The following is a 14,454-nucleotide window of genomic DNA, read 5'->3' as shown; positions in this document are numbered from 1 at the left end:
ATACGAACAAAAAGTATAAACCGCAGCCTCAGAGCCAGACAGCCCCTTTCAGTAGCCTTGGCGACCGTTCCGGGCCTTGACGCCGGTGAATACCCTTAGCCAGGGCACAGGGTTTAGCAACTTTCACGCCACAGTAGCGCCGGTACTTGGCGATGGACGGCAAATCCGGGCCGATGCGGTGCTAAAGCGCGAGCCCCAGTTCCCGCACGCGGTCAACGTGCGCCAGCAGCGAGCGTTTGGCCAGGGGCCAGATGCCGGGGTCGACATCGTCGTACGCCAGCTTCACCCAGTCGTCCATGGACCCTTCAGGCTGGGCGCGCATGGCGCCAATGACCTTGGCCTCTCGCTTGAGCCGGTGTGCCTTGAGCTGCGCAATCGCGCCTTTGGCCTCGCCCAACACATAGCCGTGCGCGGGCAGGATGAATTCGATGCCGTGTGTGTCGCAGGCCGCCGCCAGCGAATCCAGGGAGTCGAGGTAGGCCGTCATTTCGCCGTCCGGTGGGTTCACCACGGTGGTGCTGCCGTTAAGGATGTGGTCGCCGGAAAACAGCAGGCCGTCTTCAACCAGCACAAGGCACAGGTGGTTGGCCGCGTGGCCGGGGGTAAACATCACCTGCAGGGTGTGCTCTTGCCCGGCCCCCTTGAGCACCAGCCGTTCCTGATGGGCGAGCGCACGATCCGGTGCGAAGAATGCCTCGGGACGGGCGGTGGCGGCCGAAGGCAGCCCCAGGATGGGCGGGCGGCTTGTGCAGAGCGCCTGCAGCGGTTTCGCGCCCGGTGAATGGTCGGCATGGGAATGGGTGCAAACGATGGCCTGGATGCGACCTTCCGTGGCTTCGTAGAGGCGCTGGATGTGGCCCGCATCGTTGGGGCCCGGGTCTATCACGATGTAGCCGCTGTCAACGCCACCGACGATGTAGCTGTTGGTGCCTGGCCCGGTCATCATGCCGGGATTGGGGGCCGTCAGGCGCATCACATTCTTGAGCAACGCCACGGGTTGTGCGTTCTGCCAGTCCAGTGCGTGAACGATCTGGCCGTCGGGGCAAGCCAGCGCAAGCTCGCCATAGGGCGCTTCGTGTTCCATATAGCGTGCTTCCTTGCCGCCCAGCAAGCCGGCGCGCGGGCAGGAAGTCCAGAGCGGAATTTCAGAAGCGCAGGCGGCGAGCACGGAATCGACATCGGCATAGTGCTGCAGCTTTTCGAGTGTGCGTATGGTGGGAAAAATGATGAAGAAGCCGCCCTCCGCGTGCCGCGACAGCGCGTCGGCCGGCCGCACCCAGACCGGCTCGAACTGTTCGGCCTCGTCGGCCACCGGGTTCTGGCCTTCGGGCATGCGCGCCACCAGGAAGGGCACATCAAAACGCCGCGGCAGGTCGCGGTCGGTGACCCAGTGCGCCAGCACAAACACCTCTGCGCCCGCCAGCGTGAGGCCGCGCTCCTTGCACTGCGCGGCAAACGGCGCCTTGCGGTCCAGCGCAGCAATGTCGGCCGTGGTGGCGTGGCTGCCGTCGGCATGCCGCGCCAGCAGCACGCCGAGCTCTTCAAAGCTTTCACGGATCGCCGCGATGGCCTGGGTCAGGTGCAAGTCGCTTTGCGTAGCCCGCCGCGTGGATTGGGTGTGTGCCGCGACGTCCGCCGCATCGATGCCGCCGCCGGGAAAGACGTACGCGCCCGGTGCGAAGCTGGCCGTCATCGAGCGGCGCGTCATCAGCACCTCGATGCCTTGCGCGCTGTCGCGCAGCAGCAGCACGGTGGCGGCCGGGCGCAGAGGGGCGGGGTCGCGGTGAGGGTGGAGTTGTTGGGAAGGGCGGGGCATTTTTGGATTATGGCGTTTGGGGGTAGGTTTTGCTCCCGTGGTGCGGTACAGGTATTCGGCTGTTTGGTATTCCTGTCCCCACCCCTTGTGTATGCGCCGAGGAGCGCAGGTCCAGACGGACAAGGGCAAAAACGTGTTTGAGCGAAGCGAGTTGTTTTTGACCCCGTCTGGACCGAGCACCGCAGGTTGCCCCGTAGCGAAGCGCAGGGGACGCAGACACCAGGGTCGCCTTTTCTTTTGCTTACTTTTCTTTTGGCGAAGCAAAAGAAAGTGAGTTGCCGCCGGGCAACCCCCGGCCAGCAGCTCTCAGCAGAGGAAAGAGGAGGAAGAGCGCGCAAGGCCGGCGCAAGACCCGGCCCAACAGAACCACAGATAATCCCCTCATGCGAATCCGATTCACCAAAATGCAAGGCGCGGGCAACGATTTCGTCATGCTCGACGAGACCCGGGGCCCGTTGGGCCTGAGCACCGCCCAGTACCGTTTTCTGGCCGACCGCCATTTCGGCGTGGGCGCCGACCAGATTCTGACGGTGCGGCCTTCGCCCGCGGAAGGTATCGACTTCGAGTACGTGATCCACAATGCCGACGGCGGCGAGGTGGAGCAGTGCGGCAATGGCGCGCGCTGCTTTGTGCGTTTTGTGCGCGAGCAGGGGCTGACGAGCAAGGACGTCGTGAGGGTCAAGACCCTGAGCGGCATCATCGAGCCGCGCATGCAGGCCGATGGGCGCGTCACGGTCGACATGGGGGCGCCGGTGTTTGAGCCGGTGCGCGTTCCGTTTGACGCTGCCGGCCTGACGCCCGTGGCGCAAGGTTCGTGGGAGAAATGGCCGCTGGCACTGCCGGGGCAGGCGCAGGCGGCGCCGCTTTTCATAGGCGCGCTGTCCATGGGCAACCCGCACGCGGTGCAACTGGTGGATGAGGTCGATACCGCGCCGGTGCTGCAAACCGGCCCGCTGATCGAAAACCACGCGCGCTTTCCGCGCCGCGTGAACGCCGGCTTCATGCAGGTGGTCTCGCGCGGGCAGATACGTTTGCGTGTCTACGAGCGCGGCGTGGGTGAGACGCTGGCTTGCGGCACGGGCGCCTGCGCGGCCGTGGTGGCGGGCATACGCTGGGGTCTGCTGGATGCGAAAGTGGATGTCATGACGCGGGGCGGCCAACTGACCATCGAATGGCCGGGCAAGCTCGATGCGCCTGTCATGATGACGGGGCCGGCGACCACGGTGTTCGAGTCCGAGATCGAAATTCCCGACGGAGTCTGAAAACGGTCTTTCCACGAAAGCGGATGTAACGCGGGCGCCCTGCGCCTTTGCGTTCGCCACAAAACTGAGGACAATCCCCGACATGAATCCAACCGAACACCCCATCACCGAAGACGACATCGCCAATTTCCTGGCCAATACGCCCGACTTCTTCGAGCGCCATGCCGAGTTGCTGGCTTCGGTGCAGTTGTCCAGCGGCCACGGCAACCGTGCCGTCAGCCTGCAGGAGCGCCAGGCGCTCATGCTGCGTGAAAAAATCAAGGGCCTGGAAACGCGCATGGTCGAGATGATTCGCCACGGCCAGGACAATGTGGGCATCGCCGACAAGATGCAGCGCTGGACGCGCAAGCTCCTGCAGGCCGCGCAGGCGCGCGACCTCCCGGGCGCGGTGGTCGAGGGCATCACCACTGAATTCCTGATCCCTCAGGCGGCAATCAAGGTCTGGGACGTTAACGGCATTTTTTCGGACGAGAGCTTCGCCACCGGCGTGAGCGAGGACGCCAAGGCCTTTGCCTCTTCGCTGGGCGCGCCTTACTGCGGCGTCAACTCGGGCTTTGAGGCTGCCGGCTGGTTGCCCGACCCCGCCGTGGCGCTGTCTATGGCCATGATTCCGCTGCGCGCCGCCCAGGGCGCGGAGGCCTCGGGGCTGCTGGTACTGGCCTCGCCTGATCCTGAGCGCTTTCACAGCGGCATGGGCACCGACTTCCTCGAACGCCTGGGCGAACTCGCCGGCGCGGCGTTGACGCGCCTGCGGCCCCAGCAGGTGGCTGCCGCTTAAGCACCAGAGCCATGGCGCAGACGTCCCCTCTCGCGCCGAACATCACGCCGCAAGCTGGTGGCGCCGGTGCTCCGCCGGACCTGCTTGCGTCGAATCCGCTGGTTGAGCGCTACCTCGAGCACGTGCGTGTGGAAAAGCGCCTGGCCTCGCGCACCGTGGAGCTGTATGCGCTGGACCTGCAGAAACTCGAGGCCAATGCCCGCCAGGCCGGCGTGGAATTGACCGGCGTGCAAAACATCCACATGCGGCGCTGGGTGGCGCAAATGCACAGCGCGGGGCGCAGCGGCCGCGGCATCGCGCTCATCCTTTCTGGCTGGCGCGGGTTTTATACCTGGCTGGGCCGTGAGGGCCTGGTCAAGGGCAACCCGGTGCAGGATGTGCGCGCCCCCAAAGCTGCCAAGCCTCTGCCCAAGGCCCTGAGCGTGGACGAGGCGGTGCAACTGGCCGCCTACGAGGCTGACGCTGCCGACGGCGACCCGGTGCTCGCGCTGCGCGACCAATGCATCACTGAACTGCTGTACGGCTGCGGGTTGCGCATCGGCGAGTTGGTAGGGCTGGACGTGCAGGCCAGCGCCCAGGCGCGCGGCTGGATAGACCTCGACGCGGCCGAGGCCCACGTGCTCGGCAAGGGGTCCAAGCGCCGTAGTGTGCCGGTGGGCGCCGCGGCGCTGCAAGCGCTACGGCAGTGGCTGGCGATGCGTAGCGGCTGGGCGCGTGAAGACCAGGCCCTGTTCATCAACCAGCGCGGCACGCGCCTGACACCGCAGCACATACGTGTGCGCCTCAAGCAGCGCTCGCTGAAGGCGGGGCTGGCCACGCCGGTGCACCCGCACATGTTGCGCCATTCCTTCGCCAGCCATGTGCTGCAGTCCAGCGGCGACCTGCGCGCCGTGCAGGAATTGCTGGGGCACGCCAACATCACGACCACGCAGGTCTACACGCGGCTGGATTTCCAGCACCTGGCCAAGGTGTATGACGCGGCGCATCCGCGGGCTGTTTCCAAAGCCGGCGCTGCCCCGGAAACGGCCCAGGCCGGCAAGGCTGCGGGGTCGGCCAAAGGCAAAACCTGAGCAGGCGCAAGGGCGGCTCAGGCAGCTTCAGGCGGCTTTGGGCCGGTCGCGCCGGGTCGGCCGCAAAGGTTGCGGCTCACCGAGCATGAATACCGCGCGCTTGCCGTCGGCGGGCGCTGAAGCCAGGCGCTCCTCAAGCTGTGTCAGCAGGCCCTGCGCATTGGAACCCTGCTGGGGCACCAGCGCGTAGGCCACATGCACCTGCGCCACGCAGTCCACGTGCAGGCCCTTGTAAGGCATGAGGCAGCGCGCCACGATGCGCGGGCCCAGCGTGCCGGCGTCCTCAGCGTTGAACGGGCCTTCCACCAGCATGCCAAAGCGCCGCTCTGACAGCCGCGCGGCGCTGTCGATCTCGCGGGCGGTAGACAAAAGGCGCTCGGCCACGCGCAGCGGCAGCTCGTCGGCCGCCTTGCGGCCGAAATCGCGCTGGATCTGCTCGGAGTTGACCAGGTCGATGATCATCACCGCGCTCTGGTGGCGCAACCGCTCGGAGCGCGCGATCATGCGGATCAACCGTTCGGCGAACACATGGCCGTTGATCAGGCCGGTGGCCGGGTCCACACGGTCCAGGCCCTGGATGCGGCGTATGTTTTCGCGGCGCTGCTGGCTGCGCAGCATCAGCACCAGCATGACGATGGGCAGGTGCAGCGCCACGGCAATCTGCATGCCGTGCTGCGTCAGGAAGCCGATGGGCACCAGCTCGGCGTTGCGCGCCATGGTCCAGCCGGCGGCGATCAGCACGGGCACATAGGCCAGCACCAGCCCGGGCGCGGAACGGTCGCCGCGCCGCCAGGCCCAGGCCAGGACCAGCATGCCGCTGAATTGCAAAAGCAGCATGATGGGAATGAACACGCCCATGCGCGAGGCCGAGGGCAGCAGCGCCAGCAACACGGCCATCAGCGCGCCCAATGCGGCCTGGCCGACCATCAGCCGGTGCAGGCGCAGCGAACGCTCCGGAAGGGCCACAGCCGCCGAGATGAAAAGCAGCGTGGCCGAGACCGTCAGCATGGGAAGCACCGAGGTGGCAACGTCGCTCCAGCCGGGCCAGGCCGGCCACAGGTGGAGGCCGGCGATGCCGGTGACGGTGGCCTGGGTCAGCGCCAGCAAGGTGACACACAGCGCGTAAAAGCCGTAGGCGGCATCGCGCAGCGAGACGGCGCCCAGCGCGGAGATCAGCGCGGCCAGGCCGGCCAGGCCGAAGAAAATGCCGAGGATCAATGAAACGCGCTGCTCGGAATAGCTCAACCGCCCTTCGCTGATGAATTGCAGCGGCGCGCTGAAAGCGTGGCCGTTTTCCAGGCGCAGCAGGTAGTTGGATGGCACCTCGGCCGACAGCGCAATGGGCAGCAGGGGGTGGCGGTGCGGGACCGGCCACTTGTTGACCGCGACCAGGTCGCCGGCGCGCTGCTCGGTCCACTGGCCCGCGCCGTCCAGTGTGTAAAGCGATGCCCGGTCTATGGACGGGTAGGGCACCTCCAGGTACCAGCGCTCGGTGTCGGGCGCGGGCGGCACGTTAAAGCGCACCCACATCGCATAACCGCTGGTGACCGGGTAGATCGCGTCGGCGCGCGTCGGCTTCCAGGGGATGTCGGGCGAGGCGGCGACCTGCTCGGGCGTGAACTGTCCGGTGGTATCTATCCAGTAGTCCCCCCAGTCCTGCAGCGCCACCGGCTGTATGTCCGCGTCCAGGTCCAGCACCGTGCGCGAGCGGGCATCCAGGCTGGTCAGTGCCAGGAGCGAGCCCATCAGCAAGGTCATCGCCAGGCCCAGCAGCAGGGCGCGTGCTGTCGCGGCCGTACGCATCACATTGCCCGCAGATGGCCTGTGTTTCGTCCGGTTCGCAAAAAAGTAATCAAAAATCATTAACCCTCAATTGTCGCAAACTTTCTGGAAGGTACGGATTCTTGGTTTTGGGGAGCTGTCCTGGTGAGCATTTTGCGGAGGCGGCCCAGGTCGGGCAAGGCCTTCTTGCCCCTGCCGCGACAATAGCGCGATGAAAACAATTCGATTGCGGGATGGCAAAGAGCGCTCCCTGTTGCGGCGCCACCCCTGGATTTTTGACGGCGCCATCGCCAAGGGCGGCGGCGATGCTGGTGAAACTGTGCGGGTGGAAAGCCACGCTGGCCAGTTCCTGGGTTGGGCGGCCTTTAGCCCGGCCTCCAAGATCCGCGCGCGGGTCTGGAGTTTTGACGAGGCTCAGCGCATTGACGCGGCGTTTTTTGAGGCCCGCATTGCCCAAGCCCTGAAGGCCCGGGAGCTGTTCGACATCCAGAGCGACGGTCGGCGCCTGGTCCACGGCGAATCCGACGGCCTGCCGGGCCTGGTGGTTGACCGCTACGGCGACACCCTGGTCGCCCAGTTCTCCAGTTGCGGCGCGGAAAAATGGAAAAGCGTGATCGTCGACGCCTTGCTGGCGCAAACCGGGCTGACGCGACTGTATGAGCGTTCCGACGCGAGTTCACGCGCGCTGGAGGGCCTGCCCGAAGTCACGGGCTGGCTGAAAGGCTCGGGCGAGACCAGCATCACCATCACCGAACACGACTGGAAGCTCAGCCTGGACATTGCCGAAGGCCACAAAACCGGCTTTTACCTGGACCAGCGCGACAGCCGGCAAAAATTTGCCGCCTACACGCGCCGGCTCAAGTTCGGCCAGGTGCTCAATTGCTACTGCTACACCGGCGGCTTCACCGTGGCCGGGCTGGCCGGCGGCGCCGGGCATGTCACCTCCATTGATTCGTCGGCCCCGGCGATTGAGCGGGCCCGGGCCAATGTGGCGCTCAACGGCTTTGATGCCGGCCGCACCACGCTGCTCGATGCCGATGTGAACGCCTCGCTGCGCCAGTTCCAGAAGGAGGGCCGCACTTTCGACGCCATCGTGCTGGACCCACCCAAATTCGCGCCCACCGTGACGCACGCCGAGCGCGCCGCTCGCGCCTACAAGGACATCAACCGCCTGGCGCTGTCCATCCTGTCGCCCGGCGGCGTGCTGTTCACTTATTCGTGTTCGGGCGGCGTCAGCGCCGACCTGTTCCACAAGATCGTGGCCTCAGCCGGCATAGACGCTGGCGTGGATGCCTTTATCTCGGAGCGCATGGGCGGCGCGCCCGACCATCCCATGACGGTGGCCTTCCCGGAAGGTGAATACCTCAAGGGGCTGGTACTGGTGAAGCGGGTGGGTGGTTGAGGGCTTTTCGGCGGGGCTTGACAGCCTCTGTAAAGTAACTGTTGGCCGAGGTGGTATTCGCCGCGCCCCCGCGAGGGGCTTGAACCCACCGCTAAACTCCCCAGCTTGGGTTCTCGCGGCCGGCCCGCGTTCCCGCAACCCCCGTTTTTAGGTAGACACCATGAGCTTGATCCCCGTCACCATCCTCACCGGCTTTCTGGGCTCCGGCAAAACCACGCTGCTCAAGCGCGTGCTGACCGAGGCGCACGGCCAGAAGATCGCCGTCATCGAGAATGAATTCGGCGAGGAAAACATCGACAACGACATCCTGGTCAACGACACCACGGAAAACATCATCCAGATGAACAACGGCTGCATCTGCTGCTCGATCCGCGAAGACCTGCGGGAGACGCTGCAACTGCTGGCCGCCAAGAAGCGCAAGGGGCTGCTGGACTTCGACCGCGTGGTGATAGAAACCACCGGCCTGGCCGACCCCGGCCCGGTGGCGCAGACCTTCTTCATGGACGAGGAAGTCGCCGAGCAGTACCTGCTGGACTCCATCCTGACCCTGGTGGACGCCAAGCACGCCGCCGGCCAGCTCAACGACCGCCAGGAGGCGCGCCGCCAGGTCGGTTTCGCCGACCAGATATTCATCAGCAAGTCGGACCTGGTTGCCAAGGACGAAGTCGAGGCGCTGATGCACCGGCTCAAGCACATGAACCCGCGCGCCCCGCAGACCGCCGTGCATTTCGGCGAGGTGGCGATCAAGGACGTGTTCGACCTGCGCGGGTTCAACCTCAACGCCAAGCTGGACATCGACCCCGATTTCCTCAAGGAAGACGATCACGCCGGCCATGGCCACGATCACGACCATGAGCACGGCGAGCATTGCGACCACCCGTCCCACGCCCATGACGGGCACGAAGGCCACGGCCATCACCACCACCATGACGACGACGTCAAGAGTTTTGTCTTCCGCTCCGACAAGGCCTTCAGCCCGGCCAAGCTCGAGGACTTCCTGGGCGCGGTGGTCAATATCTACGGCCCGCGCATGCTGCGCTACAAGGGCGTGCTGAACATGGAAGGCACCGACCGCAAGGTGATTTTCCAGGGCGTGCACCAGCTCATGGGCAGCGACCTGGGGCCCGCCTGGGCCGAAGGCGAGAAGAAAAACAGCAAGATGGTGTTTATCGGCATCGACCTGCCCAAAGATATTTTTGTGCAGGGTCTGGAGCAATGCCTGGTTTGAGGTAGGCTGTCCGCCTGTAGCCTATAAAAGGCGGAGGGCTTCATGTTTGTCTCGATTCTCCAACTATTTGGTTTTTGGGTGTCACAGGGCGCTGGCGAGCCGCTACAATCGCGCGCCGACCAAAATACCCGGAAGATCGAATTGGGAGGCCAGTCAGGCAAAAAACCGGCTAAAAAGCGGGTTGAGAGCCGCTTTTTGGCGGTTCTCGGGACTGGCAAACGGCGAGTAAGGCAAACAAGGCAGACAAACCAGGAAATCTGGCAACAGCTAGGGTTGGACCGTTGCGCTGCAGCAGTCTGGCCAGGAAGCTGCCACGGAGGCTCCAGGGCCATCCCAAGGCTGTTTTCCAGAGGAGACACATTGTGAAAGCCCCAGCGAAGAAGACCAAAACGCCCGCCAAGGCTGCAGCCAAACCGGCCGCCAAGACAGCCGTGAAAGCCAAGCCGGCGCCCAAGGCGGCAGCCAAGGCCGTGAAGAAAGTTGCCAAGCCCGCCGCGAAAAAAGCGGCGAAGCCGGCACCCAAGGCTGCACCCCAGAAAAAACCTGCCGCAGCCGTCAAGAAAACCGCTGCCAAGCCTGTGCCTTCCAAGGCCAAGGCCGTCGCCAAACCTGCAAAGCCAGTGCTCAAAACCACACCGAAACCCGCCGCGAAACCGGCCGTCAAGCCCCCTGTGGTGAAAGCCGCCGCCAAACCCGCGGCCAAGCCAGCCGTGGTTGCCCCCGTGCCGGCGCCAGCGCCGGCTCCCGCTCCCGTGGTGTCCGGGCTCATGGCCCCGCCTCCTCTGAAACCTGGCCGGCGCAGCTCGGCCCGGGTTGCTACCCAATCCCCCCCTCCCGCACCCATGGTGCCAACCCATGCGCCCGACGCAGCCAAAGCCAGTTACTCCACAAAGACCGAACGCGTGATCGCGCCGCCGCCCCAGGCAGCGGCCAAAAAAGACCCCAAGCTTGCCAACAACTGGAAGACCAAGTCCGCTGAGCAATTGACCGACGACGAAGTCAAGGCCATGCCCGATTCCGAGTACATGAACGAAAAGCAGCTGGCTTTCTTTCGCCACAAGCTGTCGGTGCTCAAGCAGGACATCCACAACAGCGCCGGCGAAACCACCGAGCACCTGCGCGAAGACACCGTCGTGGTGCCCGACCCGGCCGACCGCGCCACCATCGAGGAAGAGCACGCCCTTGAATTGCGCACCCGCGACCGCGAGCGCAAGCTGCTCAAGAAAATCGAGCAATCGATCGCCCGCATCGACTCCGGCGATTATGGTTATTGCGACGAAACCGGCGAACCCATCGGGGTTGGCCGGCTGATTGCGCGCCCCACGGCTAACCTGTCCCTGGAAGCCCAGCAGCGCCGGGAACTGAAGCAGAAGATGTTTGGCGATTGACGCCAGGCTGCTTATTGAAGTATTTTGAGTCGTCCTGCCATGTCAAAAGAAGATACCGCTTCAGGCCTGCTGTCCAAGATGGTGAAGTTCGTCCGGAATCCGGCCACGAACTGGGCCGACCTGGACGCGGCTGCCACGGACAAGGACGAAGCCATGAGCAAGCAGTTGCTCAAGGAAATGATAGAGCGCAAGCGGCAGAACGACTTCGTGCGCAAGCGCGAATTCGACATGCTGCGCAAGATGCGCAAGCGCGAAGCCATGGTGGGTGTGGGCCAGGATCCGACCGGGCGGCCTTCGTTCTTCCAGAGCAGCATGCCGTCCAAGCCGGACGACCGGGCTACCACGCTCAAGAAGATCGACGAGATCGAAGCGCAGATGTCCATGCAGTGGTGGAAAACCAAGAATGGTGGCATCCCCGACAGCACCCCCCCGCATGCATCGCCTACCGGAGCCAGAAATCCTTCGGTTCAGGCACCCCTGCTGGACAACGCCCTGCCCACCGCTTACCGGGCCACGGCTCCGGCCGGGCTGCAAACCCCGGGCTTGAAAAAACCCGAGCCGACGGAAGCCGCGCCGCTCGACGCATCACCCACCGCGCCTGATTCCCTGTCGATCGCACTGGCGGAAGCGCGGGCCGGCGGTGGCCCGGCCGCCAGGCCGCCCGCCGCTCCTTCGGCTCCCGCCCCCGCTCCCGCTGGGCTGCCCGGCGGACTGGCGGGGATCAACAACCGCAGTGACGAGGGCGGCAGCTCCGGGTTCTCGCATTCCAAATTCAGCGCCGTCGATGTTGACGAAGGCGTCGAGCATGACGCCGAACTCGAAGAGGCGGCCATCCGTTTTGCCAATGGCGACGACGCCGGCGCCGAAGCCGGCCTGCTGGAAATCCTGGCCCCGAACGGCTCGCGGGCCGGCCATGCCGACACCTGGTTGACGCTGTTCGACCTGTACCGCGCCACGGCCCAGCAAGACAAGTTTGAGACGGCCGCCATCCAGTTCGTCGAACGCTTCGATCGCTCGGCGCCGCAATGGTTTTCCATGCCCGACATGGTGAAAAAACTCAGTGAGCCTACCGGCAAGGTTGCTGCCAACGGCCCTGCTGCCGACTGGGTATGCCCCTCTACGCTGGGCATACAGACGGTGGCCACGCTCAAGGCGGCCATGGCCAAGGCCCCCATGCCGTGGCGGCTGGACTGGAAAAACCTCAAGACCATCGAGGCTGCCGCGGTGGAGCCGCTCTACAAGGTTTTCAGCGGCTGGGCTGCCCAGCCCGTCCAGTTGCGTTTCATGGGCGATGCGCAACTGCAGAAGGTCTTGCAGGACGCCACACCATCCGGCAGCCGCGATACGGTCCAGATCTGGTGGCTTTTGCGCATGGAGGCCCTGCGTGTCACGCACCGCCCCGACGACTTCGAGCTCGCGGCGCTGGACTTCTGTGTCACCTACGAAGTCTCCCCTCCGGCCTGGGACAGCGCACGCTGCGAATACAAGCCCCTGGACGCTCAAGGCGGTGCTGTGGGTGGCGAGGCCATCATCGGCGACGTCTATCGCGACTCCATGTCCTCCAGCCTCAGCGCCATTGACGGAGACACCCAGATGGATGCGCCGAGTTCGCAGATGAGCAACCTGCTGTCCGTGGAACTGTCCGGCCAGGTGCAGGGCGACGCCATCGCGGTGCTCGACAAGCTGGAAGCCAAACTGATGGGCGCGGACATGATGCTGATCTCCTGCTCCAAGCTGATCCGCGTCGATTTTTCCGCCGCAGGAACGCTGCTCAACTGGGTGTCGGCCCGCGAAGCCGAGAACCGCGCAGTGCAGTTCTCCGACGTCAATCGCCTCGTGGCCGCCTTCTTCAATGTGATCGGCATCACCGAGCACGCCAGGGTCATGGTTCGCGTCGACTGACGCCGTTCCCACCTGCTTTGAGCCCTGCCAGGGGCTTGTTTAAACCGGCTTCGTATAGCCGTATTCACTCACAGCGGGGCGCTGTTGCCGTCCGGCGCACCCCCTTTCATGCCCAAAGAGCGCGCCATAGCGTCGCGCCGCGTTGAGCAACGCCTATCCCGATGTTTTTCATCACTGGCGAGCAGCCTGCGCCTGGGCGTACGCCCGGAAAAAAGGAAATAGTCCCCGCTTCGGACGCCTGCGCCCTGTTTGGACACTCTCGCCTTAAAGCACTACTTTCATTGCATCGTCTAAGTGCTTAATTTAGAACGCTTTTTGATTTTCATCGAAGATCCAAAGACGCGTCTAAGTCCTTGATTTCATTGAAAAAATTTGTTTCAAATCCCTTGTTTGCAAATGGTTTCCTGCTAAAGTGGGAAGAAGTGCAATTTAGTGGTGAAAAGTGTTTTCCAAAGGTTTGTAGCAGTGTTTCAAGGCGCCTCATCGTTAGCTCTCGATACCAAGGGTCGGCTCTCTGTGCCGACCCGGCATCGTGACGTGCTGAGCGCCACTGCTTCCAGCCAGCTCACCATCACCAAGCACCCGCACGGCTGCCTCATGATTTTCCCTCGCAACGAGTGGGAAAAATTTCGTGACCGCATCGCGTCGCTGCCGATGCAGGCACAGTGGTGGAAGCGCATCTTTCTGGGCAACGCCATGGACGTTGACATGGATGCCACCGGCCGCGTGCTGGTGTCGCCGGAGCTGCGTGCCGCGGCCGGCATCAGCAAGGACACGGTGCTGCTGGGCATGGGCAGCTACTTCGAGCTCTGGGATGCCGCCACCTACGCGGCCCAGGAGGCCGAGCAGATGAAGGGCGAGATGCCCGATGTCTTCAAAGATTTTTCGTTCTGAAAGAAGACGGTGAACGGCACATGGATACACCGTACCGTCCTGTTGAACGAAGCCATAGAGGCGCTTCTTGTCAACCCGGACGGCCACTACGTCGACGCGACCTTCGGTCGCGGCGGCCACTCGCGGCTGCTGCTGTCGCAACTATCGCCCCAAGGGCGGCTCACCGCCTTCGACAAAGACCTCGACGCCATCGCCGAGGCGCAAACCATCAGCGACCCGCGCTTTTCCATCCGCCACGAGGGCTTCATGCAGCTGGGACAACTCCCGGCGGCCAGCGCGGCCGGCGTGCTGATGGATCTGGGCGTGAGTTCGCCGCAGATCGACAACCCGGTGCGCGGATTTTCATTTCGGCAGGAGGGGCCGCTCGACATGCGCATGGACACCACGCGTGGCCAGAGCGTGGCCGAGTGGCTGGCGGACGCAAGCATAGAAACCATGGCGGAGGTGATTCGTGAATATGGCGAAGAACGGTTTGCTCAACAGATTGCAAAGGCGATTGATCGTCGCCGACAGGAACGGGGCCCTCTTCGAACCACCGCTGAGCTGGCCGAAGTCGTGGCTGGCGCGGTCAAAACCCGCGAGCCGGGCAAGGACCCTGCAACGCGCACATTTCAGGCTCTTCGGATTTTCATCAACGCCGAGCTTGAAGAGCTGCAACAGGCGCTAGCCGCCTCGCTGAAAGTTCTCCAACCGGGAGGCCGTCTGGTGGTGATCAGTTTTCATTCGCTCGAAGACCGTATCGTCAAACAGTTCATCGCCGCGCATTCCCGCGAGGTGTTCGACCGTCGCGCCCCTTTCGCCGAACCCAAGGCCATGCAGCTCAAGGCCCTTGGCCGCACCAAGCCCAGCGACGAAGAAGTCGAGGGCAATCCGCGCTCGCGCAGCGCGGTGATGCGTGTCGCCGAACGCACAGAGGTGGCTGCATGAATGCC

11 protein-coding genes are annotated in these 14,454 nt (G+C 64.3%); 9 read left to right on the top strand and 2 right to left on the bottom strand.

Annotation, left to right across the window (positions count from 1 at the left end; genetic code table 11):
• Window positions 1-181: 181 nt before the first annotated feature.
• A complete protein-coding gene (locus tag AC1DXS_RS12415) occupies window positions 182-1,816 on the bottom strand; it encodes an MBL fold metallo-hydrolase (RefSeq protein ID WP_477737793.1) in 1,635 nt (544 codons plus the stop codon).
• Between the two features lie 383 nt (window positions 1,817-2,199).
• Here AC1DXS_RS12415 and dapF point away from each other — a divergent pair, with 383 nt between their 5' ends.
• The 3 genes from dapF (at window position 2,200) to AC1DXS_RS12400 (ending at window position 4,926) form a co-directional block, all read left to right on the top strand.
• Window positions 2,200-3,078, top strand: coding sequence for a diaminopimelate epimerase (gene dapF / locus AC1DXS_RS12410; protein WP_477737792.1), 879 nt, complete (start codon window positions 2,200-2,202; stop codon window positions 3,076-3,078).
• Window positions 3,079-3,160: 82 nt separating this feature from the next.
• Window positions 3,161-3,856, top strand: coding sequence for a DUF484 family protein (locus tag AC1DXS_RS12405; protein ID WP_477737791.1), 696 nt, complete (start codon window positions 3,161-3,163; stop codon window positions 3,854-3,856).
• Between the two features lie 11 nt (window positions 3,857-3,867).
• The gene (locus tag AC1DXS_RS12400; protein WP_477737790.1) at window positions 3,868-4,926 is read left to right on the top strand and encodes a tyrosine recombinase XerC; all 1,059 of its coding nucleotides are present in this window, start codon (window positions 3,868-3,870) and stop codon (window positions 4,924-4,926) included.
• A gap of 27 nt (window positions 4,927-4,953) precedes the next feature.
• Here AC1DXS_RS12400 and AC1DXS_RS12395 read toward each other — a convergent pair whose 3' ends face one another.
• Window positions 4,954-6,729 (bottom strand): sensor domain-containing diguanylate cyclase, encoded by a 1,776-nt coding sequence (locus AC1DXS_RS12395; RefSeq protein ID WP_477737789.1) that lies wholly within the window; start codon window positions 6,727-6,729, stop codon window positions 4,954-4,956.
• A gap of 190 nt (window positions 6,730-6,919) precedes the next feature.
• Here AC1DXS_RS12395 and AC1DXS_RS12390 point away from each other — a divergent pair, with 190 nt between their 5' ends.
• From AC1DXS_RS12390 to rsmH, 6 genes are all read left to right on the top strand, one after another.
• On the top strand, window positions 6,920-8,110 hold the full coding sequence (locus AC1DXS_RS12390) for a class I SAM-dependent rRNA methyltransferase (protein ID WP_477737788.1): 1,191 nt from the start codon (window positions 6,920-6,922) through the stop codon (window positions 8,108-8,110).
• Window positions 8,111-8,270: 160 nt separating this feature from the next.
• Window positions 8,271-9,338: a CobW family GTP-binding protein gene (locus AC1DXS_RS12385; RefSeq protein ID WP_477737787.1), complete on the top strand. Its 1,068-nt coding sequence runs from the start codon at window positions 8,271-8,273 to the stop codon at window positions 9,336-9,338.
• A gap of 362 nt (window positions 9,339-9,700) precedes the next feature.
• On the top strand, window positions 9,701-10,726 hold the full coding sequence (gene dksA / locus AC1DXS_RS12380) for an RNA polymerase-binding protein DksA (RefSeq protein WP_477737786.1): 1,026 nt from the start codon (window positions 9,701-9,703) through the stop codon (window positions 10,724-10,726).
• A 39-nt stretch (window positions 10,727-10,765) separates the two neighbouring features.
• Window positions 10,766-12,628, top strand: a complete 1,863-nt coding sequence (locus AC1DXS_RS12375; protein WP_477737785.1) for an STAS domain-containing protein — start codon at window positions 10,766-10,768, stop codon at window positions 12,626-12,628.
• Window positions 12,629-13,093: 465 nt separating this feature from the next.
• Entirely contained in the window at window positions 13,094-13,522 is a 429-nt protein-coding gene (gene mraZ / locus AC1DXS_RS12370) for a division/cell wall cluster transcriptional repressor MraZ (protein WP_477737784.1), read from the top strand.
• A gap of 9 nt (window positions 13,523-13,531) precedes the next feature.
• Window positions 13,532-14,449, top strand: coding sequence for a 16S rRNA (cytosine(1402)-N(4))-methyltransferase RsmH (rsmH, locus tag AC1DXS_RS12365; RefSeq protein ID WP_477737783.1), 918 nt, complete (start codon window positions 13,532-13,534; stop codon window positions 14,447-14,449).
• The last annotated feature ends 5 nt before the right edge of the window (window positions 14,450-14,454 follow it).

It is taken from the genome of Polaromonas sp. P3_B1, assembly GCF_056402935.1.
This window is presented reverse-complemented; position numbering and strand designations above follow the sequence as displayed.